Source organism: Deferrisoma sp. (assembly GCF_054681715.1).
The window spans coordinates 1-26765 of the sequence record NZ_BAAHFQ010000036.1; the positions used below are offsets into that span (position 1 = coordinate 1).

General features: G+C 70.5%; 24 protein-coding genes. 9 read left to right on the forward strand and 15 right to left on the reverse strand.

What is annotated here, in order from left to right; genetic code table 11:
• The 6 genes from glmS to ACY0I8_RS07515 all read right to left on the reverse strand — a co-directional run.
• On the reverse strand, positions 1-1545 hold a 1545-nt coding region (gene glmS / locus ACY0I8_RS07490; protein WP_461394269.1), incomplete at its 3' end, for a glutamine--fructose-6-phosphate transaminase (isomerizing).
• 82 nt (positions 1546-1627) lie between these two features.
• Positions 1628-3019 carry a bifunctional UDP-N-acetylglucosamine diphosphorylase/glucosamine-1-phosphate N-acetyltransferase GlmU gene (gene glmU / locus ACY0I8_RS07495; RefSeq protein WP_459941080.1) on the reverse strand — a complete coding sequence of 464 codons (1392 nt, stop codon included), beginning with the start codon at positions 3017-3019 and terminating at the stop codon, positions 1628-1630.
• Between the two features lie 77 nt (positions 3020-3096).
• Complete coding sequence (locus ACY0I8_RS07500; protein ID WP_461394270.1) at positions 3097-3627, reverse strand: TIGR02281 family clan AA aspartic protease; 531 nt, start codon at positions 3625-3627, stop codon at positions 3097-3099.
• On the reverse strand, positions 3612-4982 hold the full coding sequence (locus tag ACY0I8_RS07505; RefSeq protein ID WP_459941078.1) for a cytochrome c3 family protein: 1371 nt from the start codon (positions 4980-4982) through the stop codon (positions 3612-3614). Before ACY0I8_RS07505 ends, ACY0I8_RS07500 begins: the two co-directional genes overlap by 16 nt.
• A complete protein-coding gene (locus ACY0I8_RS07510) occupies positions 4979-5941 on the reverse strand; it encodes a tetratricopeptide repeat protein (RefSeq protein WP_461394271.1) in 963 nt (320 codons plus the stop codon). The genes ACY0I8_RS07505 and ACY0I8_RS07510 overlap by 4 nt, the downstream gene beginning before the upstream one ends.
• A 172-nt stretch (positions 5942-6113) precedes the next feature.
• Positions 6114-6746, reverse strand: a complete 633-nt coding sequence (locus ACY0I8_RS07515; RefSeq protein ID WP_461394272.1) for a hypothetical protein — start codon at positions 6744-6746, stop codon at positions 6114-6116.
• 476 nt (positions 6747-7222) lie between these two features.
• Between ACY0I8_RS07515 and dnaA the strand changes: the two genes are divergently transcribed.
• The 4 genes from dnaA to gyrB all read left to right on the forward strand — a co-directional run bounded on the left by dnaA (position 7223) and on the right by gyrB (position 13481).
• Positions 7223-8554 carry a chromosomal replication initiator protein DnaA gene (dnaA, locus tag ACY0I8_RS07520; protein ID WP_461394273.1) on the forward strand — a complete coding sequence of 444 codons (1332 nt, stop codon included), beginning with the start codon at positions 7223-7225 and terminating at the stop codon, positions 8552-8554.
• 208 nt (positions 8555-8762) lie between these two features.
• A complete protein-coding gene (gene dnaN, locus ACY0I8_RS07525) occupies positions 8763-9884 on the forward strand; it encodes a DNA polymerase III subunit beta (RefSeq protein WP_461394274.1) in 1122 nt (373 codons plus the stop codon).
• Between the two features lie 2 nt (positions 9885-9886).
• A complete protein-coding gene (recF, locus tag ACY0I8_RS07530) occupies positions 9887-10984 on the forward strand; it encodes a DNA replication/repair protein RecF (protein WP_461394275.1) in 1098 nt (365 codons plus the stop codon).
• A gap of 79 nt (positions 10985-11063) precedes the next feature.
• Complete coding sequence (gene gyrB, locus ACY0I8_RS07535; protein ID WP_461394276.1) at positions 11064-13481, forward strand: DNA topoisomerase (ATP-hydrolyzing) subunit B; 2418 nt, start codon at positions 11064-11066, stop codon at positions 13479-13481.
• A gap of 58 nt (positions 13482-13539) precedes the next feature.
• Here gyrB and ACY0I8_RS07540 read toward each other — a convergent pair whose 3' ends face one another.
• Together ACY0I8_RS07540 and ACY0I8_RS07545 are read right to left on the reverse strand one after the other, a co-directional pair.
• A complete protein-coding gene (locus ACY0I8_RS07540; protein ID WP_461394277.1) occupies positions 13540-14547 on the reverse strand; it encodes a hypothetical protein in 1008 nt (335 codons plus the stop codon).
• Entirely contained in the window at positions 14544-14960 is a 417-nt protein-coding gene (locus ACY0I8_RS07545; RefSeq protein ID WP_461394278.1) for a thioesterase family protein, read from the reverse strand. The genes ACY0I8_RS07540 and ACY0I8_RS07545 overlap by 4 nt, the downstream gene beginning before the upstream one ends.
• Before the next feature lie 594 nt (positions 14961-15554).
• Here ACY0I8_RS07545 and ACY0I8_RS07550 point away from each other — a divergent pair.
• The 4 genes from ACY0I8_RS07550 (at position 15555) to ACY0I8_RS07565 (ending at position 19454) form a co-directional block, all read left to right on the forward strand.
• Positions 15555-16553, forward strand: coding sequence for a patatin-like phospholipase family protein (locus ACY0I8_RS07550; RefSeq protein WP_461394279.1), 999 nt, complete (start codon positions 15555-15557; stop codon positions 16551-16553).
• 68 nt (positions 16554-16621) lie between these two features.
• On the forward strand, positions 16622-18601 hold the full coding sequence (gene feoB / locus ACY0I8_RS07555) for a ferrous iron transport protein B (protein WP_461394280.1): 1980 nt from the start codon (positions 16622-16624) through the stop codon (positions 18599-18601).
• On the forward strand, positions 18598-18777 hold the full coding sequence (locus tag ACY0I8_RS07560) for a hypothetical protein (protein WP_461394281.1): 180 nt from the start codon (positions 18598-18600) through the stop codon (positions 18775-18777). Before feoB ends, ACY0I8_RS07560 begins: the two co-directional genes overlap by 4 nt.
• Entirely contained in the window at positions 18774-19454 is a 681-nt protein-coding gene (locus ACY0I8_RS07565) for a metal-dependent transcriptional regulator (RefSeq protein WP_461394282.1), read from the forward strand. Before ACY0I8_RS07560 ends, ACY0I8_RS07565 begins: the two co-directional genes overlap by 4 nt.
• A 297-nt stretch (positions 19455-19751) precedes the next feature.
• On the opposite strand, the gene ACY0I8_RS07570 is transcribed toward ACY0I8_RS07565, so the two are convergent.
• The 7 genes from ACY0I8_RS07570 to ACY0I8_RS07600 all read right to left on the reverse strand — a co-directional run bounded on the left by ACY0I8_RS07570 (position 19752) and on the right by ACY0I8_RS07600 (position 25521).
• Positions 19752-20333 (reverse strand): TMEM165/GDT1 family protein, encoded by a 582-nt coding sequence (locus tag ACY0I8_RS07570; RefSeq protein ID WP_461394283.1) that lies wholly within the window; start codon positions 20331-20333, stop codon positions 19752-19754.
• 165 nt (positions 20334-20498) lie between these two features.
• Positions 20499-21392, reverse strand: coding sequence for a carbohydrate kinase family protein (locus ACY0I8_RS07575; RefSeq protein ID WP_461394284.1), 894 nt, complete (start codon positions 21390-21392; stop codon positions 20499-20501).
• A gap of 8 nt (positions 21393-21400) precedes the next feature.
• Positions 21401-21589 carry a hypothetical protein gene (locus tag ACY0I8_RS07580; RefSeq protein WP_461394285.1) on the reverse strand — a complete coding sequence of 63 codons (189 nt, stop codon included), beginning with the start codon at positions 21587-21589 and terminating at the stop codon, positions 21401-21403.
• Positions 21586-22842 (reverse strand): NAD(P)/FAD-dependent oxidoreductase, encoded by a 1257-nt coding sequence (locus tag ACY0I8_RS07585; RefSeq protein ID WP_461394286.1) that lies wholly within the window; start codon positions 22840-22842, stop codon positions 21586-21588. The genes ACY0I8_RS07580 and ACY0I8_RS07585 overlap by 4 nt, the downstream gene beginning before the upstream one ends.
• Positions 22839-23123: a MoaD/ThiS family protein gene (locus ACY0I8_RS07590; RefSeq protein WP_461394287.1), complete on the reverse strand. Its 285-nt coding sequence runs from the start codon at positions 23121-23123 to the stop codon at positions 22839-22841. The genes ACY0I8_RS07585 and ACY0I8_RS07590 overlap by 4 nt, the downstream gene beginning before the upstream one ends.
• The gene (locus ACY0I8_RS07595; protein WP_461394288.1) at positions 23108-23605 is read right to left on the reverse strand and encodes a 4Fe-4S dicluster domain-containing protein; all 498 of its coding nucleotides are present in this window, start codon (positions 23603-23605) and stop codon (positions 23108-23110) included. The genes ACY0I8_RS07590 and ACY0I8_RS07595 overlap by 16 nt, the downstream gene beginning before the upstream one ends.
• Positions 23606-23625: 20 nt before the next feature.
• Entirely contained in the window at positions 23626-25521 is a 1896-nt protein-coding gene (locus ACY0I8_RS07600) for an aldehyde ferredoxin oxidoreductase family protein (RefSeq protein WP_461394289.1), read from the reverse strand.
• Between the two features lie 158 nt (positions 25522-25679).
• Between ACY0I8_RS07600 and ACY0I8_RS07605 the strand changes: the two genes are divergently transcribed.
• Positions 25680-26483: an IclR family transcriptional regulator gene (locus ACY0I8_RS07605; protein ID WP_461394290.1), complete on the forward strand. Its 804-nt coding sequence runs from the start codon at positions 25680-25682 to the stop codon at positions 26481-26483.
• Positions 26484-26765 lie beyond the last annotated feature (282 nt).

The window sequence follows — 26765 nt, forward strand, 5'->3', positions numbered from 1 at the left end:
GAGCTCCTCGTCCACCAGGGCGATGGGGCCGTGCTTCATCTCGCCGGCGGCGTAGCCCTCGGCGTGGATGTAGCTGATCTCCTTTAGCTTCAGGGCCCCTTCGAGGGCGATGGGGTACTGGAGCCCCCGGCCCAGGTAGAGCGCGCTCCGGGCGTCCATGATGGACCGGGCCACGGCCTCGATGGCGGGGTCGGCCTCGAGGGCCCGCTCCACGGCCCCGGGGACGGCCCGCAGGGCCTCGATCCGCTCGGCCAGGTCCTCGGGGGTGAGCCGGCCCCGGGCCGCGCCCATGTGGAGGGCCAGGAGGTAGAGGGTGGCGAGCTGCGTGGTGAAGGCCTTGGTGGAGGCCACCCCGATCTCGGGCCCGGCGTGGGTGTAGAGGACGGCGTCGGACGCCCGGGGGATGCTCGAGCCCACCACGTTGCAGATGGAGAGGATGGGGGCGCCCTTCTCCCGGCCCTCGGCCAGGGCCGCCAGGGTGTCGGCGGTCTCCCCCGACTGGCTGATGAGGAGCAGGCCGGTTTCGGGCCCCAGGATCGGGTCCTGGTACCGGAACTCGCTCCCCAGGCTCACCTCCACCGGCACCCGGGCGATCTGCTCGATCCAGTACTTCCCCACGAGCCCGGCGTGATAGCTGGTGCCGCAGGCCACGATGTGGAGCCGGCCGATCCGCCGGGCGATCTCGTCGGCCTGGGGCCCGCCGTCGAGGTGGACGGCGGCCTTGCCGGCCCCCAGGCGGCCCGACAGGGTGTCGGCCAGGGCCCGGGGCTGCTCGAAGATCTCCTTTTGCATGAAGTGCTTGTACCCGCCCTTCTCGGCCATGGCCGGGGTCCACTGGACCACGTGGACCTCCCGGTCCACGGCCGCGCCGTCGGGCCGGGTGATCCGCACCCCGTCCCGGGTGCACACGGCCAGATCCCCGTCCTCGAGGAACACGAACCGGCGGGTGTGGCCCAAGACGGCCGGGATGTCGCTCGCCACGAAGGTCTCGCCGTCCCCGAGGCCCACGACGAGCGGGCTCGCCTTGCGGGCCGCCAGGAGCCGGTCGGGCTCTTTGATGCTCACCACGGCCACGGCGTAGGAGCCCTCGAGCCGGGCGATGGTCTGGCGCAGGGCCTCCTCGAGGCCGGCCCCCTGCTTCAGGAACCGCTGGATCAGGTGGGGGATCACCTCGGTGTCGGTCTCGCTCAAGAAGGTGTGGCCCGCGGCAGCGAGCTCCCCCCGGAGTTCCAGGTAGTTTTCGATGATGCCGTTGTGGACCACCACGACCTCGCCGGCCGCGTGGGGGTGGGCGTTCTCCTCGCTGGGCCGGCCGTGGGTGGCCCACCGGGTGTGGCCCACGCCCAGGGTGCCGGTGAGCTCCACGCCCCGGAGCTTCTCCTCCAGGGCCGCGAGCTTGCCCACGCTTCGCACGACCCGGATTTCGCCGCGTTCCACCACGGCCACCCCGGCCGAGTCGTAGCCCCGGTACTCGAGGCGTTTGAGGCCCTCGACGAGGATGGGGGTGGCGGGCTGGGGACCGATGTACCCGACGATGCCGCACATGGGGAGACTCCGTTGGGACGTTGGGACGTTAGGACGCGCGGACGTTGGGACGCTGGGACGGTTCGCCCGCCCGGAGGGCCGGTCAGCCGCCCTCGCCCCCGGGTTTGGGTTTGGGCCGCGATGACCAGTTCTCCACGTTTCGCTGCTTGCCCCGGGCCACGCCGAGGGCGCCCGGGGGCACGTCTTTCGTGATGGTGGACCCGGCCCCCACCACGGCGCCGTCGCCCACGGTCACGGGGGCCACGAGGCTCGTGTTCGACCCGATGAAGGCCCGGGCGCCGATCACGGTTGGGTGCTTGTTCACGCCGTCGTAGTTGCAGGTGATGGTGCCGGCCCCGATGTTCGCGGCCTCGCCCACGGTGGCGTCGCCCAGGTAGGTGAGGTGGTTCGCCTTGGCGCCCCGGCCCAGCACGGCCTTTTTCATCTCGACGAAGTTCCCCACCCGGGCCTCGGGCCCCACCACGGCCCCGGGCCGCAGGTGGGCGAAGGGCCCCACCTGGGCCCCGGCCTCGATCCGGGCGTCGGTCACCACACAGTAGGGCTTCACGTGGGCCCCGGGGCCCACGAGGGCGTTGACGAGGACCGCCCCGGTGTCGATCCGGGCGCCCGTGGCCACCCGGGTGGCCCCTTCGAGCCGGACCCCCGGGCCCAGGGTGACGTCAGGCGCGAGCTGCACCCCGGGCTCGATCCAGGTGGTGGCCGGGTCCTCCAGGGTGACCCCGGCCTCCATCCAGGCCCGGTGGATCCGGTCGCGCAGGATCCGGCAGGCCTCGGCGAGCTGCACCCGGGAGTTCACCCCCAGGGCCTCGTCGGGGTCGGCCAGCGCCACGGCCGCGGCCGCCCCCTCCCGGGCCGCCAGGGCCACGGCGTCGGTGAGGTACACCTCGCCCTGGGCGTTGTCGCGCCCCACCCGGGCCAGGGCCTCCCAGAGCCAGGGGAGCTCCACGGCGTAGGTGCCGGTGTTCACCTCGCGGATCGCCCGCTCGGCCTCGGTGGCGTCGGCCTCCTCCACGATGCGCTCCACCCACCCGTCGGCATCGCGCACGAGCCGGCCGTACCCGGTGGGATCGTCGAGCTCCATGGTGAGCACGGTGATCTTGGCCCCGGCGTCCCGGTGGGTGGCGGCGAGCCGCTCCAGGGTCTCGGGCCGAAGGAGGGGCACGTCGCCGCAGAGCACCAGGGCCGTGCCCGAAAACCCCTCCAGGGCCTCCCGGGCGCACAGCACGGCGTGGCCGGTGCCGAGCTGCTCGGCCTGCACCACGAACATGGCCCCGGTCGCGCCCAGGGCGGCCCGGACCTCGTCGGCCTGGTGCCCCACCACCACGACGACCCGGCCGAGCCCGGCCTTGGCGCAGGCCTCCAGGGGGTAGGCGAGGAGCGGCCGGCCCAGGAGGGGGTGGAGCACCTTGGCCGTGGCCGAGCGCATGCGGGTGCCCTTGCCCGCGGCGAGCACGATGGCGGCGACGTCCTGCATCGGTGGATCTCTCCTGCCTTGAGGGGTTGGGGCGCGTAGTATCCCGAACGGTCCCGGTGCGGGGCAACCCGGCCCGGTCACCGGGGGTGGAGCACCAGCGACGGCCCGTCGGACCGGAGCTCCACCCGGAACGCCCCCAGAAAGTCCATGCCCAAAAGCCCGTCGGCCCCCGGCACCGCGTCGTGAACGACCACCTTGAGGGGCCCCCGGCTCCGGCCCCCCACCTCGAGGCTTCGGACCTCGGCCCACCCGGCCCGGATCTTGCCGCCCGCGGTGTGGAGCTCCACGGGCGGGTCGGTGCGGACCCGAAGTCCCACCCGCCGGGCCGCCTCGGGGCTCACCACCGTGGAGGTGGCCCCGGTGTCCAGCACGAGCCGCACCGGCCCCCGGCCGTCGATCCGAACGTCCACCAGGTACCCGGCACCGGCGTCTTCGAGGGGCACCTGGTCCGGGGCCCGGGGCGGCGGAAGCCGGTCGTCCAGGGTGCGCACCCGGGGCCGCTGGTCGGGCGGGACCTGCTCCAGGTTGTCGGTGAAGTGGACCGTGCCATCCGGGCCGGTCCAGCGGTAGATCTCGGCTCCCGCGGGAAGGCTCAGCGCCAGTGACACAAGGAGCACAGCGACTGGGCGTCGGCCCGGAGCCGGGCCCTTCGGTGCTCGGGGTCTTCGTGGGGGTTGTGGCAGGTGGAGCATGTGACCTCGCCGCGGGTTCCCAGGGGCAGGCTCTCGTCGGGCTTGATCTTCTCGGACGGCACCTTCAGATGATCGGCATTCGCCGGGTGAAGGTTTACGCTGTGGCACCGCAGGCACACCATCTTCTGGGACGCCACGAGCTCCCGGCCCTCGTCCGAGCCCGGCACCGGCACGGCCACGTGGCAGGTGGGGCAGATCTTGGGATCGTCCACGTGGGGGCTCTTCTGGGTGAGCATCGACCGATTGTGGCAGCCCCCGCACAGGTCCGACCGGCCCCGGGACCGGTCGTAGAACCGCTCCCGCATCCGCTGCTGGCCCGTGTCGCACCTGTTGTCGTGGCAGGTGTAGCAGGTGATCTCGCCGTCCGGGCCGAAGGGCAGGGTGAACCCGGCGGCCGCCAGCCGCGCGAGCATCTCCTCCACCGGCGGGAACCCCGTGGGGTGGTGGCTCCGGTCGGTCACGTGGCAGCTGATGCACAGGACGTTGATGTCGCCCCGGTACCGGAGGGCCCGGCCGGGGTCGGCCTTCACGGCGTCGGGGTCGGCCGTGGTGTGGCAGGCCTTGCACGCGAAGTACTCGGGCACGTGGGGGCTTTCGGCCTGGCCCCTCTCCAGGTGCCGGGCCACCGCGGAGCGCAGGAGATGGGTGGTCTCGGTGGCGCCGTGGGGATCGTGGCAGGTGAAGCAGGTCCACTCCCCCTCGGGGCCCAGGGGCACGTCCTTCGGGAGGCTCAGGTCGGGGTCCACGTTGCGGGGATGGCCCTTGGCCAGCACGTCGTGGCAGAAGTTACACAGCCGCTTCACCTCGAGCCGGGCCGAGCCCCGGCCCGTGATGATCCGGCCCGCCTTCACCAGGTGGCAGAACCCGCACCGGCCCTCGCCCCGCCGGGCCTTGTGGGGGTTGGCGTGCTCCAGGGAGCTGCCGTGGCAGGTGATGCAAAACCCCATGCGGGTCATGCCGGGCTCGAGCCAGACGAACTTCTCCTCGGGCGTCCCGCCGTGGATGCGGTGGCAGGTGCGGCACAGGAGCGCGCCGTCCGGGGCCAGGGGCAGGCCCTCCGGGATCTTCGCCGTCTTCGGGGCCACCCCGACGGGATGGGGGTTCTCCACGGCCTCGTGGCAGGCCCAGCAGTCCTCGATCCGGGGCCCGGTGTGGCACTCGTCGCACGAGAGCTCGCCGTGGCTCCCGCCCGGGGGGGGCGGCTCCTGGCCGGAGGCGGCGGCGGCGAGGAGGAGAAGCAGGGCGGATACCAGGCCGATCCGGCGTCTCATGGCGCCCCCCCGAGCCGCACCAGGAGCGCTTCCGTGGCCTTGCGGGCCCGCTCGTCGGCGATGCGGGGGAACCGCTCCAGGTTTTCCTTGCAGAGCGCCAGGGCCTCGACCCGGCGGCCCTCGTCGGCCAGGAGACGGGCGAGATCGAGGCGCACGCCGTAGGTCAGGGGGTCCGCCGGGTCCAGGGCCAGGATCTCCCGGTACACCCGCTCGGCCTCGTGCTTGCGGCCCAGCCGGGCCAGGGTCTGGGCCTCGAGCCGCCGGCCGGGCAGGAACCGGGGCGCGAACTCCCGCAGTTGCGCGAGCCTCTTGAGCGCGATCTCGTCTCTTCCGGCCCGGCTCAGGGCCACGGCCTCGTTGTAGGTGGAAAGCCGGGTGTAGACGCTCCGCAGATTGAACCGGGCCTCGGCGTAGTCGGGGTCGATCTCGAGGGCCTTGCGGAAGGCTGCCACGGCCGCGTCGAACCGGTCGAGGGCGTAGAGGGCCACCCCCCGGGCGTTGTGGACGAGCTCGGGGGCGTAGAAGTCGGGGGAGAGTTCCAGGAACTGGTCGAAGGCCCGCAGGGCCCGCTCGTACTCCCCCCCCTTGAGAAGGAGCAGACCCTGGAAGTAGTACGCCTGGTAGAGGGCTTGCTCGGTGGGCCCGGGGGGCTCGACCCGAAGGAGCAGGCCGACCCGGTCGTAGGCCTGCTCGGCCTCCCGGTAGTGGGTCATGTCCTGCTCGAAGAGCTGGTGGTAGATGCGCGCAAGAGCCAGGGTGGGGTAGGGGTAGGTGGGGTCGGCGTCCTCGGAGCGCTGGAAGAGGTCCAGGGCCGTCTCGATCTCGCCGGCCCGGTAGGCCCGCATGGCCTTCTTGTAGATCGCCGAGGCCTCGGCCCGGTCGGCCCGCGCCCCCACCGGCGTGAGCACCACCCCGATCACGGCCGCAACGGCTAGCCCCCCGATCCACCGCCTTCCCATGCCTGGCGTCCCCTCCCGGCCCCGTGTCGAGGCGCTCGGTTACGCCCCGTACGATACCGGGTTTGGGCCGCCGCGGGCAAGCGAAGGCCGGGCCCCGGCGAACGGAACCCCCCCAGGGGTTCCTCGGCGCCGGAGAGTCAAACGGGAGAACCCGTGGCCCGGCGTCTGGGCCCTACTCCCCCTCCTCGACGATCTCGTAGGCGCCGGGCTCGAGGAGGCGCTCGAGCCGGCGGCGCGGCCCCATCAGGTTCTCGCCGGGCTTGATCACGAGGCAGGGCTTCCCGTTCCGGCCCGTCTCGATCGGCTCGGGGCTCGGCTCCACCCCGGCGAAGAGCCGTGCCGACTCCGGCCAGCGTTTGTCGGGCCGGAACCCGAGCGTTCCGGCGAACTCGATCGCCGCCTCGATCACGGCCAGGGCCAGGCCCGGCTCGCACGGCTCGAACTCGACCTTGTCGTGGAAGATCTCGGGCTTGATGTTCGTGCGGTAGTCTTCGGGGTCAAGGTTCGGGAGCACGGCCGTGTCCTTGAGCCCGAGGCACCACAGATCCACGTAGTAGCCTCCCACCAGAAGCCGCCCGTTCTCCATGCGGCGCGCCACAAGGATGTGGGCCTTGCCCCGCTCCCTCCACCCCCGGCTGATGACGCACTCCTCGATCGGCAGGTCCCCGGCCCGGGCCAGCAGGCGGCCCGTGGCCGTTTCGGCCCGGGCGCTCAGCCGGCGCTGCCTCTCCCTGCGCCGTTTTTCTTCCCGTTCCTTTCGCCGCTTCTCCAACGCCTTCTGTCGGCGCCGTTCCGAGATCGCCATGGTGGTTCAGGGCTCCTCTTGGCTTGGCTGGAAAACTGAAAGATGTTCCAAGACCCTTCCCGCTGGGCGGCTAGGCGACCGGGCAGCCGGGCGGCAACCCCTTCTTGGGGATGCCGGAGCCCTCTCGTGCCCGTGGGAGCCGCTCTTGTATTGGGGCGCCAGAGCTCCGGGGTGAGATGTCAGCCCCCCTGTCGTCTGTCCTCCGTCCACCGACTCCCGAAACCGGCGGCGCGACACGCTATCGGCATCGCGCGACGCCGTCAAGACGCCGCCGATCGGCGCGACCGAAAAATCCCCCGCGCCCCCCTTGCGGTCCGCCGCTCGGGTCTGCTAGTCTCGCCTCGCGTCCGCTCGGAACGACCCTCTCGTTCCATCCCCACAACCGCTCGTAAATCTTTCGGTTTTTACGGAATCTGCTCCCGCAGACCGGAAGGCCTCCTTATCCACATCTGTGGATAACTCTGTGGATATATGCCATGGATCAGCTCTGGCAAACCGTGCTGCAAGAGCTCGAGGCATCGCTCCCGGCGCAGGCCTTCCAAACCTGGATCCTCCCCATCCGCCCGGTTCGCCTCGACGGCCGGGAACTCCTGCTCGAGGTCCCGAGCAAGTTCTTCTCCGACTGGCTCCAGGACCACGACTATCTGACCCTGATTCAGCGCTGTGCCGCGGCCCATGCCGGCGCGCCCGTGGAGGTGCGCTGCGTCACGGCCAAGCGGGAGAAGCCCTTCGTGCGTCCCAAGCGGGAGACGGAGCCCTCGCCGGCCGACTGGGAGGAACGGGCCCGGAAGATCGGGCTCAACCCCAAGTACACCTTCGATAGCTTCGTGGTCGGAAGCTCCAACCAGTTCGCCCACGCGGCCAGCCTCGCGGTGGCCGAGCGCACCGGGCGCACCTACAACCCGCTCTTCATCTACGGCGGGGTGGGGCTCGGCAAGACCCACCTCCTGAACGCCATCGGCAACCATCGCCTGGCCCACGACCCCACCTGCCGAGTGTGCTACGTGCACAGCGAGAAGTTCGTCAACGAGATGATTCAGGCGCTGGCCCACAACCGGATGCCGGAGTTCCGGGAGAAGTACCGGAAGATGGACATCCTCCTGATGGACGACATCCAGTTTATCGCCGGCAAGGAGCGCACCCAGGAGGAGTTCTTCCACACGTTCAACACGCTCTACGAAAGCCACAAAAACATCGTGGTGACCAGCGACAAGTTTCCCAAGGAGATCCCGGGGCTCGCCGACCGGCTTCGGTCCCGGTTCGAATGGGGCCTCATTGCCGACATCCAGCCCCCCGACGTGGAAACCAAGGTCGCGATTCTCCAGAAAAAAGCCGAGATCGAATCGATTCCGCTCCCCGTCGAGGTCGCCCACTTCCTCGCGGCTCACTGCTCGTCAAACATCCGGGAGCTCGAGGGGTCGCTCCTGCGGATCATGGCGTTTTCGAACCTGACGAAGTCGGAGATCACGGTCGAACTCGCCAAGAACGTCCTGCGCGACATGCTCCGGGACACCGGGCAGGGGGTCACGGTGGAGAAGATCGTGAAGGCGGTGGCCCAGCATTTCCACCTGACGGCCGCGGACCTGCGGGGGAAGCGGCGCACAAAGGCCGTGGCCCACCCCCGGCAGATCGCCATGTACCTGGCCCGGGAACTCACCGACAGCTCCTTTCCCGAGATCGGCCAAAAGTTCGGCGGGCGAGATCACACCACGGTGATGTACGCCCACGACAAGATTTCGAAAGCCCTGTCCTCGGATCCGGATCTCCGGGCCGAGGTCGAGGCGATCCGCCGCAAGCTGGGGACATAGCGGTGGACGGATTGGGGACAACCCTGGGGATAACCTGTGGCGAGTTCGGTGGCCGATGGATTCTGTGGATAACATCGATCTTATCCACAGACTTCTCCACACCCCGATTTCGTAGGCCCGCCGCCGGGCTTTGCGAGTTTTCCACAGTTTCCACAGCCCCTATGGATTACTGGCAAAGGAAAAAAATCTACTCACCTTAGGAGGACCCATGATCGTCCAACTCGAGCGGGATTCCGCCACCCGAGCCCTGGCCCAAGCGGTTTCCGTTCTGGAGCGAAAGTCCACCCGCGAGATCCTGGAGCACGTGCTCCTCGAGGCGCGCCCGAGCACGCTGGAGCTCCGGGCCACCGACCTCAAGATCAGCCTGACCCAGGCGATCCCGTGCGAAACGGCGAGCCCGGGTGCCGTCGCCGTCCCCGGCCGGAAGCTCTACGAGATCTTCCGGGAGTTGCCGGCCGCTCCCGTACGCCTGGAACTCGAAGAGAACCGATGGCTTCACATTACGGCCGCCCGGAGCAGCTTCCACGTGCCCACCGAGCGGGCCGACGAGTTTCCGGAGTTCCCCACTCCGCCTGAGGAGTACCGCCCGTTTCCCGCCGGATCGTTTACCCGGATGCTCGAAAAGACGCTCTTTTCCGCCTCCAACGACGAGACCCGGCCGACCCTGTGCGGGGTGTACCTCCACGCCCACGAAGACCCGGCGGGGGGAACGGAAACCCTCCGGATGGTTTCCACCGACGGCCACCGCCTCACCATCATGGAACAGCCAACCCCCGGCGTGCTCGACATGTTCCGGGACGGCATCATCTTGCCCAAGAAAGGTCTCGGGAGCTTGAAGGCCCTGGTGGACGATTCCGGGGAAGGATTCGAGATCGCCCAGTCGGGCGGCAGGATCTTCTGCAAACTGGCCAACGCCGAAATGTGCCTCACCCCCATCGACGGCGCGTTTCCCCGGTACCAGGACGTCATCCCCTCGGATCCGCGGAACCGGGTGATTCTGGCGAAGGAGCCGTTCGCCGATGCCCTGCGCCGGGTGTCCCTCATGACGGACCCCGACACCCACAGCGTGGTCTTCGAGGCCTCGGAGGACCGGGTGGTTCTGCGATCCATGAACGCCCAGGCCGGGGACAGCCGGGAGGAGATCGAGGCCCGCCTGGAGGGGGAGCCCCAGAAGATCGCCTTTAACGCCTCCTACTTCATCGAGGCCCTCCGGCACCTGGACGGGGAGGAGGTCAAGGTGGAGATCGACCAACCCCTGGCCCCGTGCCTCATCCGCTCCGACGACGACCCCGGATACCTGTGCGTGGTGATGCCGATCCGCATCGACTGACCGTGCGCATCGAGCGGTTTCGGGCCGCCGGGTTCCGCAACCTGGCGGCCCTTGATTTTTGTCGCCCCGAACGGGTGTGCGTGCTCTGGGGACCCAACGGCCAGGGCAAGACGAACGTGCTCGAGGCGATCCGCGTGGTCTCGTGCCTGCAAAGTTTCCGTACTCACCGCGCGTCGGATCTGATACAATTCGGCGGTTCCGGATACCGCCTCCGGGCCCGGGTGGAAACCGCCGGGAGCGAGCGGGACATCTCGGTCTCCTGGACCGGCGCGGGCCGGCGGGTGGAGGTGGACGGAACCCGGCCCCGGGCGGTGCAGGAGTACCTGGCCGTCTTGCCCACCGTGGTGTTCTCGCCGGCCGATACCGGACTCGCCCAGGCCGATCGGGAGCTGGGGCGGCGGTATGTGGACGCGGCGGCCTTCTTCCGAAACCCACTCCATGCGGCCCACCTCCAGAGGTACCGCCGGGCGGTGCGCCAGCGGAACGCGGCTCTGCGGCGGCACCCCGCCGAGGGGGCCGTGTGGGAAGCGGAACTCGCGCGCCACGGCGCGGCGGTGCACCGGGAGCGGGTGAACACCCTGGGGGAACTGGGCGGCCTGGTGGCCGATCTGTACCGGGAGCTCAGTGGGGCGCGCGAAACCCTGTCCCTGGAACTCTCGGCGCCGTACCTGGCCGACGGGCCCCTCCCGGCGTACGGGGAGGCGCTGGCCGCGGCGCTCGAACGGGGCCGGGGCGAGGACGCCCGCAGGGGGTTCACCCGGGCGGGACCCCACCGCGACCGGCTGGAGGTCCTGCTGGACGGTCGGCCGGTGGAAACCCACGGTTCCCAGGGACAGCGCCGAACCGCCGCCCTGGCGATGAAGCTGGGACTCCTCCGGTGGGGCCTCCGGTGCCTGGGGTCGCCGCCCGTCCTCCTGCTGGACGACCCGGGCGCCGAGCTCGATGGGAGCCGGCTGGAGGCGCTGGCGCGGTTCGTGGCGGGCTGGGAGGGCCAGGTATGGATCGCGACGCCGGACCCCACCGCCCTACCCCTCGACGGCGCGGACGACGTGGGGTTTTACCGGATGGAGGAGGGAACCCCCCACCGAACCGCCCCCTGAACCGAACCCGGGCGTGGCGGCTGGCGCTTGCGCGTTCGACCCTTTGACCTTTCCGCAGGATCTGGCAGGCGAAACGACGATGACCGAACACGACATGCAGAAGATCGAGGAGCTCTACACGGCCGACAGCATCAAGGTGCTGGAGGGGCTCGAGGCCGTCCGGAAACGACCCGCCATGTACATCGGCTCCACCGGCTCGATGGGGTTGCACCACCTGGTCTACGAGGTCGTGGACAACTCCATCGACGAGGCCCTGGCCGGCTACTGCGACCTCGTGCGGGTGGTCATCCACGTGGACAACTCCGTCACCGTGGAGGACAACGGCCGGGGCATTCCCGTGGACGTTCACAAGGAAACCGGGAAACCGGCGGCCGAGCTGGTGCTGACCACGCTCCACGCGGGCGGGAAGTTCGACAACAAGACCTACCGGGTGTCGGGCGGGCTCCACGGGGTCGGGGTGTCGGTGGTCAACGCCCTTTCCGAATGGCTGGAGGTGGAGATCCGGCGGGACGGAAAGGTTTACCACCAGGCCTACCGCCGGGGCGCGGCGACCAAGCCCCTCACGGTCGTCGGGACGACGACCCGGCGCGGCACCAAGGTCCATTTCAAGCCCGACCCCGAGATCTTCACGGAAACGGAGTACTCCTACGACATCCTGGCCACACGGCTCCGGGAGCTGGCGTTCCTGAATCCGGGGATCCGGATCCTGCTGGAGGACGAACGGGAGGAGAAATCGATCGAGTTTTGCTACGAGGGCGGCATCCGTTCCTTCGTGGAGCACCTGAACCGGTCGGTCACCCCGCTCCACGAGGCGATCTACTTCTCGGGCGAGAACGACAACGTGATCGTGGAGATCGCCATCCAGTACAACGACAGCTACAAGGAGCGGCTGTTTAGCTTCGTCAACAACATCAACACCCGGGAGGGGGGCACCCATGTGACCGGGTTCCGGGCGGCCCTGACGAGGACCCTGAACCAGTACGGCAAGGCCCAGAACCTGCTCAAGGACCTCAAGACCGGGCTCACCGGCGACGATGTGCGGGCCGGGCTCACGGCCGTGATCTCGGTGAAGGTGCCGGACCCCCAGTTCGAGGGGCAGACGAAGACGAAGCTGGGCAACTCCGAGGTCCGGGGGCTGGTGGAGAACATCTGCAACGAGCAGCTCTCGCGGTTCTTCGAGGAAACCCCGTCCGTCGCCCGGAAGATCGTGGAAAAGTGCGTGCGGGAGGCCCTGGCCCGGGAGGCGGCCCGGAAGGCCAAGGAGCTCACGCGCCGGAAGAACGCCCTGGATTCCGCGAGCCTGCCCGGGAAGCTCGCCGACTGCCAGGAGAAGGACCCCGCCCGCAGCGAGCTCTACATCGTGGAGGGGGACAGCGCCGGCGGGTCGGCGAAGCAGGGGCGGGACCGCCGGTTCCAGGCGATCCTCCCGCTCAAGGGAAAGATCCTCAACGTGGAGAAGGCCCGGCCCGAGAAGATGCTTTCGAACAAGGAGATCGCGGCCCTGGTGACCGCCATCGGCGCGGGCATCCACGACGAGTTCGATCCGGATCGGGCCCGGTACCACAACATCATCATCATGACCGACGCCGACGTGGACGGAAGCCACATCCGCACGTTGCTGCTGACGTTTTTCTACCGGATGATGCCCGACCTGATCGAGCGGGGGTATCTGTACCTGGCGCAACCGCCGCTGTACCGGGTGGCCAAGGGCAAGCAGGAGCGCTACCTGGCCAACGAGGAGGATCTCCAGCGGTTCCTCGTGGAGGAGGCGGTGGGCGACAACGTGGTCCGGATCGAGAAGACCGGCCGGGTGTACGCCGGGGCCCACCTGAGGGAGCTTCTGCTTCGGATCTTCGAGTTCCGGTTCTACCTGGAGCGGTTGGCAAAGAAGGGGTTCGAACGCGACGCCCTCCGGGCGATCCTGAACGCCGGACTCCGGAGCGAGGATGCCCTTCGTTCCGAGGAGGCGTTCGAGCCCTACCGCCGGGCCCTGGAGGAGAAGGGGTACCAGGTGAGCCAGGACGGCTACGACGAGGAGCACAGCCTCTACCGGTTCCGGGCCGTGCGGAAGGTGAACGGCCGGCGGGCCACCTGCCCGATCCACCGGGATCTCTTGGACTCGGCCGATTACCGGGCCCTGTACCGGGTCAACGAGACCCTGGGGGACATGCGGGAGCCGCCGTTTACGATCCTGCGAAGGGCCGGCGAGGAGGAGGGAAAGACGACGGTGGCCTCGAAGCAGGAACTTCTGGACGTTTTGATCGAACGGGCCCGCAAGGCGTACACGATCCAGCGGTACAAGGGGCTTGGGGAGATGAACCCCCAGCAGCTCTGGGAGACCACCATGGACCCCTCCCGCCGGACGCTGTTGCAGGTGAAGCTGGAGGACGCGGTGGCCGCGGAGGAGATCTTCAGCATCCTCATGGGCGACGCCGTGGACCCGCGGCGGGAGTTCATCCGGTCCCACGCCCTGGAGGTGCGAAACCTGGACGTGTAGGGTCGGGCCCGAACCGAGGGGCGAAGGGCCACCCGATGACGGGTGGCCCTTTGCCGTTTCAGCCCCCGAACAGGGGCCGGAGCTCCGAGGCCACGTCCTCGGGGGACCGGAGGATCATGGGCTCCTGTTCGAGGACGTCGAAATGGATGTCCGAGCACGACGCCGGGGGCAGAAACGCCCGGGGAACGAGCCGCACCTGGCACCGGAACGAGGGGTCGGGAAGCCCCATCGCGGCCAGGTTGAAGCTCCAAAGCCCCTGGCTTTCCAGATACCCGAACAGGGTAAGAAGCCCGGGCACCAGGGCTCCCCAGTCGGAGGCCTCGAGGTCGGCCATGTCGGCCTTCGAGGCGTGAACCGCCACCCACTCGAAGTACCGGCCCTGGGGTGCCGGGTCCACCAGGAGCCGCCAGGGGCCGGCCTCCCCGAGCCATCGGGCGCCGGCGCGGCGTTCCTCGGAGACCAGGTGATGCCAGGGGTTCGTTCCCGGCGGGGCGCCGATGCGGGTGGCGCCCTCGGCCAGGCGGCGCAGCCGGGTGGGGGCGGTGGGGGTTGCCATGAGCTGGTGGTGGGGGTGCACGATGCTAGACCCGGCGGGGGGCATGTAGTTCCAGTGGAGCAGGCGCACCGCGAGGTCGGGCCGGCGCTCGCGGACCGCCCCCAACACCCGTCGGGCCGCCTCGAAGGCGTCGAGCAGCATGGGCTCGGTGAAGTCCCGGAGTTCCACGAAATGCTCCCGGGTGAGCACGCTCACGGCCGAAAGGCCCGCGTAGGCCAGGAGGTTCGGAAACACCCGGACCTCCCCCACGGCCACCCGGCCTTCCCCGAGGAGGTCGGGGGGAAACGCGGGGGTTCGGGTTTCCACGGCTTCCGGGCAAAACGGGCAGCCCTCCAGGGTGTGGGCGTAGGCGGTGCGCAGGTCGGGGATCCGGAGCGGACGGTGGGGGGGGGTGAGGATGCGGACCGTGTCCCCGGTGAGGGGGTGGGTTCGCACCTCCACGCGGCGGACCACCTGACGGCCGTCGGGGAGGACCATGGAGGCGGTTTCTTCCCGGATCTCGAGTCTCATCCCGATCCCTCCTTGCGGGACGCCTTCTCCCGCACCGCCGCGAGGAACGGCCCCGCCTCGATCACATAGCGGACGTGGCGGGCCTCGCCGATGGGTTCGGCCTCGTCGTGGCACTCCACCCGGAACACGTACTTTTTCCCCTGCTTCTCCTCCAGGTGGGCCGTGGTGCGCACGGTCCAGCCCAAGGGGGTGGGCCTCGTGTGCCGAAGCTCCACCAAGGCGCCGACGCTCATCTCCCCGTCCTCGAGATCGGGCTCCATCAGGCGGGCCGCCGCGGCTTCGACCGCGCCCACCAGGAACGGGGTGGCGAACACCGGCGGAGAGCTCTCCTGGAACCGATGGGCCCCCATGTCCTCCGTGGTCTTGAGCTCGTAGGTGAACGACGCGCCGACGCGAACCACATCCTTCGGCATCGGATCTCCTCCTGGTAACTTCATGCTCGGCGGCTAGGCAGCTTGGCAGCTAGGCGGAGCTTCCCGCTGGGACGCTAGGATGCTGGGATGCTATTAACCCGGCGCCAATAGAGGCGCGCAAGGAGCTCGCGAGGGCATGGGGCCTGCCTCCGGCCGTGCGTGAGTGCGGCATCCGGCCACTGTGAGAGCCACGCCCGGCGCTCCAGCAGGCCCCATGCCCCCGACCGTGTCTATTTAACCGCCGGAGTAATAGGACGCTTAAGATTCCGGCATCATCGTGTCGGCCAACCCGTGGGAGCGGCTGCCGTATCAGGGGCCAGAATTCAGAGGACAGAGAACCCCTGTCCTCTGTCCACCGACTCCTGACACGGAGGCCCCTTGCCCCGCCCGCCAGCGCTTAGGCGTGTCACGTCAGTGGGTCGCGAGCAGGCCGAGCCCCGCGGCCTACCGGAGCTTCCAACGGGGCAAGTGTACGGTGCCGAGCGTGGGCGGTAAAGAACAGGGGTCGACAGGGGCGCTTTTCGATCTAGATTGACGTTCTGCGGTGCCCAGGCCCCCAGGGGCCGGCTGCGGAAAGGGGCCGCGGAGGGCAACATGGTTCACCGGGCCGCGGTGCAGGGGGCGTTCGGGGGAGTGGAGAAGGCGCGGGCTCTGCGTACTGGGCTCGTGCTCGAGGGGGGGGCTATGCGCGCCGGGTTCGTGGCGGGGGTGCTGATGGCCTGGTTGGACCTGGGCCTTCCCCTGCCGGACCTGGCCACGGGGGTGTCGGCGAGCGCCGCCACGCTGGCCTACTTCGCGGCTGGCCAGCGCGACGATATGGAAGCGGTGTGGCGGGGGGAGCTCTGCGATCCCGAGCTCGTTTGTTTCCAGAACCTGCCGGCTTGCGCCCTCACGGCCAACCCGGACCGGCCCGCCCTCGACGTGGGGCGCCTCGTGTTCGACGTGTTCGCGCGAAGGCACCCCTTGAACCAGTGGGGCGTTTCGGAGAACCCGATGGAATCCCGGTTCGCGGCGGCCCGGGTGGGGGAACGCCGGCTCCACCTGTTTCGCCCCGGCGAGGCGGACCTCTACGACATCCTCCACGCCTGCATGTGCGTGCCCGCCTGTTATCCCCGTACCGTGCGCATCGGCGGCGGCGAGTACCTGGACGCCGGGGTGGTGGATCCCCTTCCGGCCCGCACCGTGTGGCGGATGCTCGGCCACCCCGAGCGCCGGATCGTGGCGGTGCTGTCGCGGCCGGTGGGGTGGCGCGACGACATGCTGCCCTGGTACGAGAGGGTGGTGTTTTGGCGGTACTTCAAGGCCAACGGGTGGATGGTGCGGAGCCTTCGTCGGGCGGGGCTGAGGTACCGGGCCCAGGTGAACCGGCTGGAGGATCTCGCGCGGCTCGACCCACCCCGGGCCCTCGTGCTTCGGCCCCCCGGCCCCCCGCCGGTGCGCTTCGTGACGCTGAATCAGGAGCGCCTGAACCGCCTGATCGACGAGGGGTACCGGGAGGTGATCCGGCGGCGGGACGAGATCGAGCGGTTCCTCCAGGGTTCCCCCGTGGGAAGCGTTCGGGGGGTATCGTCCGGGGGGACACCGCCGAACTAATCTATTGGATTTGATTTGCAATAGTGCTTCAATGTCCCCGTTCCCGAGCCCCGTACCGAGGAGACGGAATGCGGCGAAACGAAGGAAGCGCGGCGGCCTTCCCCGAGGCAGGCCTTCGAAAGATCGTGCTGGTGGGGAACCCCAACGTGGGCAAGAGCGTGCTGTTCAACCGGCTCACGGGCTCCTACGTTGTCGTGTCGAACTACCCGGGCACCACCGTGGAGGTGTCGAAGGGGAAGCTCCGCCATGCGGGCGGCGAGGTGGACGTGGAGGACACCCCGGGGATGTACAGCCTGCTGCCCATCACCGAGGAGGAGCGGGTGGCCCGGGACATCCTGCTCCGGGGGGACGCGGACGCCGTGGTGCACGTGGTGGACGCGAAGAACCTGAAGCGGATGCTCCCCATGACGCTCCAGTTGGTGGAGGCGGGCCTCCCGGTGGTCCTCGTGCTCAACATGATCGACGAGGCCGAGCGACTCGGGGTCCGGATCGACGTGGGGGCCCTGGAGCGAGCCCTGGGCGTTCCCGTGGTGGCCACCGCGGCGCTCACGGGCCGGGGGGTCCGGGAGCTTCTCGATCGGTTGCCGGAGGCCGGGCGCTCTTCGGGCCGGCCGGAAATCTACTACGGGCCAGAGGTGGAGACCGCCCTCGCCGAGATCGAGCCCCTGGTGCCGGCCCGGGCGGGGCTGGGTCCGCGGGCGCTTGCCCTTCTTCTTCTCCAGGGCGACGAACGGCTCGAGGAGACCCTGCAGCTCTCGGCCGGGGACATCGAGCGCGTCGCGAGGGCCCGACGCGAGGTGGAACGCCGGGCCGGGGCGCCGGCGAGCTTTCTTATCCCCCAGCGGCTCCACGAGGAGGCCGAGAGGCTCGCCGACGCCGTGTTTCGGGCTCCCGAGACCGGCGTGGTCACGTGGGGCGAGCGCCTGAGCCGGTGGATGATGCACCCGGTGGCCGGGCTTCCGATTCTGGCCGCGGTGCTCTACTTCGGGCTGTACAAGTTCGTCGGGGGGTTCGGGGCCGGCACGGTGGTGGATTTCCTGGAGGGCCACGTGTTCGAGACTTACGTGAACCCTTGGGTGAACGACGCCGTGACCCGCTGGGTGCCGTGGCCCTGGCTCCAGGAGCTGATCGCCCTGGATTACGGGGTGATCACCCTGGGCCTGCGGTACGCCGTAGCGATCATCCTGCCGATCGTCGGGACCTTTTTCATCGCCTTTTCCGTGATCGAGGATTCCGGGTACCTGCCCCGGCTCGCCATGCTCGTGGACCGGGTGTTCAAGGCCATCGGCCTGAACGGCCGGGCGGTGATCCCCATGACCCTGGGGTTCGGCTGCGACACCATGGCCACCATGGTGACCCGGACCCTGGAAACCACGAGGGAGCGCATCATCGCCACCGTGCTCCTGGCCCTGGCCATCCCCTGCAGCGCCCAGCTCGGGGTGATCCTCGGGATGATGTCCACGGCGCCCCGGGCCATGGCCGTGTGGGCGGCCTTTGTGATCGGCGTGTTCCTCCTGGTGGGCTGGCTCTCGGCCCAGATCCTCCCGGGGGATCCCCCGGTGTTCTACATGGAGATCCCACCCCTGCGCCTGCCCCGGCCCGGCGCCGTGGCCGTGAAGACCCTGACGCGCATGCAGTGGTATTTCGCCGAGATCCTGCCGCTGTTTCTCCTGGCCAGCGTGCTGATCTGGCTGGGGAGGATGACCGGGGTCTTCGACGCGATCGTGGCGGGCCTCGGGGTCGTCATGGGCTGGATCGGGTTGCCCCAGGAGGCGGCCGTGGCGTTTCTGTTCGGGTTCTTCCGCCGGGACTACGGCGCCGCCGGCCTCTACGACCTCCAGTCCCAGGGCCTCCTCACCGGGAACCAACTGGCGGTGGCCGCGATCACCCTGACCCTGTTTGTGCCGTGCATCGCCCAGTTCCTGGTGATGCAGAAGGAGCGGGGCACCAAGACGGCGCTTGCCATCGCCGGGTTCGTGTTCGTGTTCGCCTTCGCCGTGGGGGCCGCCGTGAACGGGCTTCTCTCGGCGCTGGGAGTGCAGCTATGAGGTGCGGGTTCTGTGGAAGGGAGTTCTCGGAGGAGGCGGCCCGCAAGGAGTGCGGGGCGTGTTCGCTCTTCGGGGGCTGCAAGAACGTGAAGTGCCCGTACTGCGGCTACGAGATGCCCCGGGAGGCCGGGTGGGTCCGGTGGCTTCGGGGCCGCGGCAAGGAGACGAAGAAATGAGCCTGGACGAGCGCACCGAAGAGGTGCTCGAAACCCTGTGGGAGCGGTTGGAGGAGGGGAAGACCGGCGAGGAGCAGCCGTCCCGGGAGGACCTGGAAGCCCTCGCGGCCGAGGGCCTCGTGCGGGGCGAGGGCGAGGGGCTGGCGTTCACGGAAAGGGGACGCGAGGAGGCTCGCCAGGTGATCCGGCGGCACCGCCTGGCCGAGAGGCTCATGAGCGACGTGGTGGACACCTCCCGGGCCGACATGGAGGCCGCGGCGTGCCAGATGGAGCATGCCCTGCGGCGGGGGGTGGAGGAGCGGGTCTGCGAGCTCTTGGGCCACCCGGAAACCTGCCCCCACGGCCGGCCGATCCCCCCCGGACCCTGCTGCGAGAAGGCCCGGGCCGAGGGGGAACGGTACGTGGCGCCTCTGGCCCACCTGCGCCCCGGGGAGGAGGGGACCGTGGCCTACCTCAAGACCCAGGACTCCAAGAAGCTCCAGAAGCTCATGGCCATGGGGGTGCGCCCGGGGAGCCGCCTGAAGGTGGAGCAGGCCTTTCCGGCCTACGTGTTCACCGTGGGGTTCAGCCGGTTTGCCGTGGACGCGGAGATGGCCGGCCTGATCATGGTGCGGCGGGAACCCGGGGCGCCGGGCGGCCGGCGGCGCCGGCGATGGGGGTTGCGCTTCGGGGCATGAGGCGGGGGGACGCGCCGGTAGACCGCGTCGCGGCTTGCCCCCTCCCCCCGTCCCCCTCCCACCAAGGGAGGGGGGCTGGGTGGCGCCCTGCGGCACCACCACGACATACCCTCTCCCCCGCGGGGGAGAGGGTCAGGGTGAGGGGGGGCGGACCGAATCCCCGAAAAGAAAAGGGATGTCGCGGGTCGGTAGCCGCTCCCCTGGGTGGGACAGCCGATTATGCTGGAATCGCGAAGGATTTTTGCGTCCTAGCCTCCCAGCCTCCCAGCTTCCTAACAGGAAGTTGCTTGGTACCCCTTAGCCTCCTCCGAATAGCAGGGGGACTAGGGCCGCGAGGCCGAACGCGAGGAACAGCACCCCGGCTGCGGTGGCGAGCCACCGGGGCGACACCCGCCGGGCCAGGCGCACACCGGCGGTGAGCCCCAGGCCGCTCGCGGCCCAAAGGGCCAGGCACGACCCAGCGAACACGGCCCAGGGCGCGCGCCATTGGGCCGCGAGCCCCGCCGTGGCGAGCTGGGTCTTGTCGCCCAGCTCGGCCAGGAAGATCAAGAGAAACGCCGAGGCGAACGGCCCCAGGGATCTCTCCCTGGGGCCGTTTTCCGCTTCGGGGGCCTCGCGGCGCACGAGGGCGTGGACGCCAAAGGCGAGAAAGAGCACCCCCGCCGCCGCCTGGACCCAGGCCCGGGGCAGGGCGGAAGAGGCGAGTTCTCCGGCGGCCACGGCCGCCGCGCTCAAGAGGGCGAAGGCCGCGAACACCCCGGCCACCACGGGCCTCCAGCGGTACCGCGCCGCCAGGGCCAGGGTGGCCAGTTGGGTCTTGTCGCCCAGCTCGGCCAGGAACACGAGGCCGAAGGTGGAGAGAAACGCGGATTCCTGCACCGGCGCCGCTCCGGCTCGGGGAACACGAAGGCGCTGAGGGTAGAAGAGGAAGGCCGGGGGAAGCAAGGGCGGGGCGGCCGGCCGCTCCTCGGAAGGCCCCCGGGTCCCCGGCACGCCCGATGGTTTAGCTGCCGAGCTGCCAAGCCGCCTCGCCGCCGAGCCTTCTCACCCCTCCCACGGGGCCGGCAGCACCTCGGAGGGGTCCGGGAAGCTCCGGCCGCCGAGGCCCCGGCAGCAGAGGCTGGCCACCCGCACGGCCCAGGGGATGGCGCTCTCGAGGTCGGTCCCCCTGGCCAGGGCGAGGGCCAGGGCCCCGTGGAACGCGTCGCCAGCCCCGGTGGAGTCCCGCACCTCGACCGCCGGCGCCGGGAACCGGCGGACCCGGCCCCCGAGCCAGGCGATCGCCCCCCGGGCGCCCTGGGTGGCGAGGCAGATACCCTGGGCCGACCGGGCCAGGCGTTCCAGGGCCTCGGCGGGCGGGAGACCGGGGTAGGCCTCGGCGAGGAACGAGGCGCCCGCGGCCAGGACGTCGACGAGGCCCCAGGTCTTCTCCCATCCCGGGCGGGCGTGCTCGGCGTCGGCCACCACCAGGGTGCCGGCGGCCCGGGCGGCCGCGACGAGGGACGGAAGAAGGGGCTCGGCCTGGGGATCGGCCAGCACCACCCGGGCCGAGGCGATGGCCTCGGGGGGCACGTCGCCGGGCCGGAGGCGTTCGGGCGAGGGCTCGTACAGGATGGTGCGGGTCCCCGAGGAACGCGACGCCATGCAGTAGGCCACCGGGGTCGTACCCCGGGGCGGGGGGCAGGGGGAGAGGTCCACCCCGAACGCGGCCATGCGCTCCCGGGCGAATCGGCCGGGTTCGTCGTCGCCCAGCACCCCGAGGAAGGCCACGCGGCCTCCCAGGTGGGCCGCGAGACAGGCGGCCGTCGAGGCCTGCCCGCCCCCTTCCACCAGGCGGTCGCGCAGGGGGACCTTCGTGTCCTCGGCCGGGTAGGCGTCGACCTCCAGGATCTCGTCCACGCAGGCCCGGCCGACGCACAGGACGTCGAAGCGCGGCACCGGATCGTTCAGACGGGCACTTTTTCCCAAACCGGGCCCCGTACCTTCACGGCGTGGGGGCCGGTCCAGGTGAGCCGCCACTCCATCTCGCAACCGGGGCACCGGGCCACCTTCCGGCCGGGTTCCGGAAAGAACCGGGTGAAGCAGTTGAGGCACCGGATCTGGGCCTTTCTCTTCTCGGTCTCGGCGGTGCTCATGGGGTCCTCCTCCAAGGGGCTAGGGGCACGCCAACGCGGCGGAGCCGCAGGGTCCAGGGGGTGGGGCGGGCCGGAAGCCGCTCCGGCGCCACCCGGCGGATCACCGCGGCGGTGAGCTCCCCGATGCGGGCCGTGTTCCCGAGGGCCTGGGCACCCACCACCCTACCGTCCCGGATCACGAGCGTGACCTCCCCGTCGGGGGTCTTCCGGTGCACCAGATCGGCCGAGCCGTCCCGGTGCTCGGCGGCCGGGGTGCCGATCGAGGCGGCGGCCACGTGGCCGGCGTGCACGGTGGACACGCCCAGGCTTCCCGGGTACCGGGCCGGCGAACCGGCGGCCCCGAGCCCCGCGACCCGGCCCTGGCGCCGGGCGTTGTGCCAGAGCATGAACACCCCCCTCCGCCCCGTCAACCGGTTCACGGTCTCGGCGCAGTCGCCGCAGGCGTAGACCCCCGGCAGGTTCGTGGCCAGGGACTCGTCCGTGGCGATGCCCCCGGAGGGGCCCAGGGCCACGCCGCCGGCCGCGGCCAACTCCACCTGGGGGGCCTGGCCGGCGCCGAACACCACGAGATCGGCCGGGTACTCCGCCCGGGAGGTCCGGAGCCCCTCGGCCCGGTCGGCCCCCAGCACCTCCACCGGGCTTTCGCCGAGGACGAGGCGGATCCCGATCCCCTCGAGGGCCTCGGCGAGCCGCGCGGCGATGGGCTCGTCGAAGAGCCGGGGGAGCACCCGGCCCCGGCGGCCCACCAGGGTCACGTCCCACCCCCGCTCCCGGAGGGCCCAGGCCGCCTCCACCCCCACGAGCCCCGTGCCCACCACCACGGCCCGGCCCGGCGGAGGGGCCCGCAGCGCGTCCGCGTCGGACAGGGTGCGCAGCGAGAGCACGCCGGGGAGCCCGACGCCGGGGAGGTCGGGGAAGGTGGCCCGGCTTCCCGTGGCCCACACGAGGCGGTCGTAGGGGTGGCGGCCACCGTCGGTCAGGAGCTCCCGGCGCCCGGGGTCCCACTGCCGCACCGGCTCCTCGAGCCGCAGCTCGATGCCGGCGTCCCGGTAGGCGTCGGCCGGCCGCAGATGGGTGCGCTCCCGGGGGATCTCCCCGGCCACGTAGTCCGCCAGAACGCAGGGGCTCACCAGGGGCAGCGGGTCGGCCGTGAACACGACGATGCGGGCCGAGGGGTCGGCCCGCCGTGCGGCGAAGGCCGCCTCGTCGCCCGCCACCCCGCAGCCCACGATCGCGATGGTGGGCCCGCTCATCCGCCCGCCATCATGAACAGGAAGGTGATCTCGTCGCCCGGCCGAAGGGGGGTGTCGGGCCGGTCGCGGGGGAGCCACTGGTCGCCGTTCCGGATCACCTGCACGGTGTCCTGGACGTGGCACTCGGGGGTCACGAGCCGCTCGGCCACGGGAACGCCGCGCTCCCTGAGCGCTTCCAGGAGGGCGCCCAGGGTCGGGGGGTCGGGCTCGATGCGGAACTCCGTGGTGCCCGCGGCCCGCCGGATCTCGGGGAACCCGTGGAAGGTCACGGTGACGGCCATGGGTGTTTCCCCTCGAGGGGGTGGATCTGGCGCAGCCGGGCCGCGGCCTCCCGCCGCCGCTCGGCCACGACCCGATCGGGCTCCTCGTAGCGAAGGGCCCGGGTCTCGCAGAACTTCACGCAGGTGGGGTCCCCGTGGCACAGGTCGCACCGGAGGGTCTTCGCGCGTTCCTCGTGGAACCCCAGGGCCCCGAAGGGGCAGGCCGACACGCAGGCCCGGCACCCGATGCACAGGTCGTGGTCGGTCTTCACCCGGCCGAGCTCCTCGTCGCGGCCGATGGCGTTCACCGGGCACACGGCCGCGCAGGGGGCGTCCTCGCACTGGTGGCACACCATCGGCAGATAGACGCCCCGTTCCTCCCACTTCACCACCTGGATCCGGGCCCGGGCCGGGTCGGCCGCCTTTTCGTGACGCACGGAGCACACGAGTTCGCACATCCGGCAGCCGGTGCACCGGCGTTCGTCCACCGCGAGGATCTTCATGGCGATCGTCTCCTTGGCCTTCACACGAGCCGGGTGGGTTCGGCGGCCAGCCCCAGCCGTTCGAGGGCCTCGGGGGTGGGGCGGCCGTCCCGGTCCCAGCCGTGGATGTCGTAGTACTCGTCGAGCATCTGTTCGAACTTCTCCCGGTCGATGACCTTCCCCCGCACGGCCGGCAGGCCCGCCGGGGTGGGCTCGGTGAAGTACCGCTCGGGCAGCCGGTCGTCGGCCCGGCCGATCCCCCCCTCGCGGATGTCGAAGAGCCGCTCGAGGGTGGTCACCCGCTCCCCGATCTCCATGAGCTCCTCCGGGGTGAACTCGAGCCCCGTTACGAGCCGCAGGGCCCGAGCGTACTCCTCGGCCTTGGGCATGTTGGGCGACAGGAACACCGACTGGAACTTGCACACGCCCAGGGAGTCCACCAGGGCGTAGAGCCGCTCCTGCCACACCACCATCCAGGGCTTGCCCTCGTAGTCCCGGTAGTCCGAGGTGAGGCCCGGCCGGCCGTAGATCTTCTCGAGAAGCTTCTCGGGCAGGTGGTAGAGGTCGATGGCCGGGCGGCTGCGCAGGTGGTCGGCGCCCCGGGTGGAGGTGGCGATGTTGAGCGCGAGCGACGGGGTGGGCCGCTCGTCGGACTGGAGGTTGCTCATGCCCTTCACGTGGATGTTGTAGTAGGCGGTCTCGGGGCCGAGCCGCTCGATGGCCCCCAGGGGCCCCTCGGCCAGGACGTCCCCGAGCCCCCGGCGGTGGGCGATGTCGTCCACCAGCTGGAGCACGGCGTCGATGTTTCCCCAGCGCAGATCGAGGTCGCCCACCAGGTCCTTCGGCAGGAGCCCCTTTTCGTGGAGCTCCATGGCCCAGCCGATCATGCTCCCCACCTCCAGGGTGTCGAGCCCGTAGCGGTTCACGAGCTGGTTGCCCTCGAGGATCCCGAGCATCCGGTTCGCGCCCACCTCGGTGCCGAAGGCCCCCTGGCTCGTGTACTCGGGCCCCTCGCCGTACTGGCCCTGGAACCGGCCCTGGGGCAGCACATACTTGTGGCGGCAGTGCACCGTGCACCCGTAGCAGGCGGCCATTCCCACGGTGTAGGGCTCCATGGCCTCGGCCTCGATGTCCTCGGAAAAGGGCATCTGGTTCGACTGGAAATTCCGGGTGCGGATGAGCCCGGTGGAGTTCGTGACGTCGAAGATGAACAGCGTGCCGTACTTGCCGATGATCTCGGTGTACTTGGCCGAATGGATGTAGTCCACCAGCTCTTTGAGGTAGGCAAGCGCGCCTTCGGCGTCGGCGAGCCGGATCGGCAGGGTGCCCCGGACCGCCACGGCTTTGAGGTTCTTCGACCCCATCACCGCGCCCATGCCGGTGCGGCCGGCGGCGTTCTTGATCCCGGTGATCACGCAGGCGTACCGGACCCGGTTTTCGCCGGCCGGGCCGATGCAGGCGATCTTCACGTCGGGGTCGGCCAGTTCCTCCCGAAGGCGGGTCTGGGTGTCCACCGTGTTGAGGCCCCAGAGGTGCTCGGCGCTCCGGATCTCCACCGACCCGTTGTGGACCCAGAGGTACACCGGGGAGGCGGCCCGGCCTTTGACCACGATGTGGTCGAACCCGGCGTAGCGTAGTTCCGGAGAGAAAAACCCGCCCATGTTCGAGCTGCCCAGGATCCCGGTGAGGGGGGACTTGGCGCTGATCTGGGCCCGGGAGCCGGCGGGGGCGGGGGTGCCGCTCAGAAGCCCCGCGCTGAACACGAGCACGTTCCCGGGCCCGAGGGGATCCGTGCCCGGCTCCACGTGGTTGTAGAGGAGGTAGGCGTCCATCCCCCGTCCGCCCAGGAACTTCCGGCGGAGCTCCAGGGGGACGTCCCGGGTCTCCACCGTGCCGGCCGTGAGATCCACGTAGGCGATCTTGCGGTTCAGTGCCATGTCTCTCTCCATGTTCATGGAACAGAACTTACGAGCCCAAGGCTGCCAGCTTGTTTTCCCGTTGTCAAGGTTAATTTCACAAAAACCCTTGCAACGGGAGGCGGAGCGAGGTAGAAGAAGTTCATCTGAATGAACAAAAGTCCGTCGAGGAGGGACCCATGGCCGAATCGTCCGGGTACCGACCGCCCGCCGTGGTGCGGGCGATGGACGTGGTGGAGATCCTGTCCCAGGGCCGGCCCCAGCGGCTGAGCGAGCTGGCGCGGGTGATGGGGGTGGGGAAGAGCACCCTGCTGGGCATCCTCAACGCCTTGGAGGAGCGGGGGTGGGTGGAGCGCAGGGGCCGGCTGTACGTGTTGGGGCCGGAACTCCTGCGGGTGGCCCGCCGGGCCTACGGGCTCTGGAACGTGGCCGGGGTGGCCCGTCCGTTCCTGGAGCCCATCGCGGCCGACCTCGGGGTGACGGCCCTGGTGGGGGTGCCGGCCGGCGACCGGGTCCGGATCGAGGACTGCGTGCCGGGGGGGCAAGGCATGCGGGTGCAGGCCCGTCCGGGCGAGGCGGTGCCGTTCTTCGCACCGGCCACCGCGAAGGCGCTCCTCGCGGCGCTCCCGCCGGAGCGGGGCCGGGCCCTCCTGGGGCGGCGACGGCTTCCCCGGTTCACGGATCGGTCGAGAACCGATCCGGAGACGTTCTGGGCCGAGGTGGAGCAGGCCCGGGAGCGCGGGTACGCCGAGGACAACGGCGAGTATCTGGAAGGGGTGCGGGCCGTGGCGGCCGCGGTGCGGGTGGGGGGCGACCCGGTGGCCCTGGTGTGGGCCGTGGGGTTCGGCGCCGGGCTCACCGAGGCCGGCTGGCAGGCCGCGGGCCGAAGGGTGCGGGAGGCGGCCGATGCGATCGCCCGAGCGCTCGCCCGGGAGAGCGCGCAAGGGGGCCCCGCGGCGGGGCCGGGCTCACCGGGCGCGTAGGCCCCCGGCCACCTCGGAACCCACCGGGAACCGATTACTATCAACCCGGCGTCAATACAGGCGCGCGAGGAAATCGCGAGGGCATGGGGCCTGCTTCCGGCCGTGCGTGAGTGCGGCATCCGGCTTACGCTGCATCCGGCCCTCAGCCGGATGGACGGAACCACTCAGGAACTCTGGGCGTTTTCGTCAGTCCGCTGGGCCGGAAGAGTCCCAGTCGTTGGCTGAGTGCCGGATGCAGCGACTGTAGGAGCCACGCCCGGCGCTCCAGCAGGCCCCATGCCC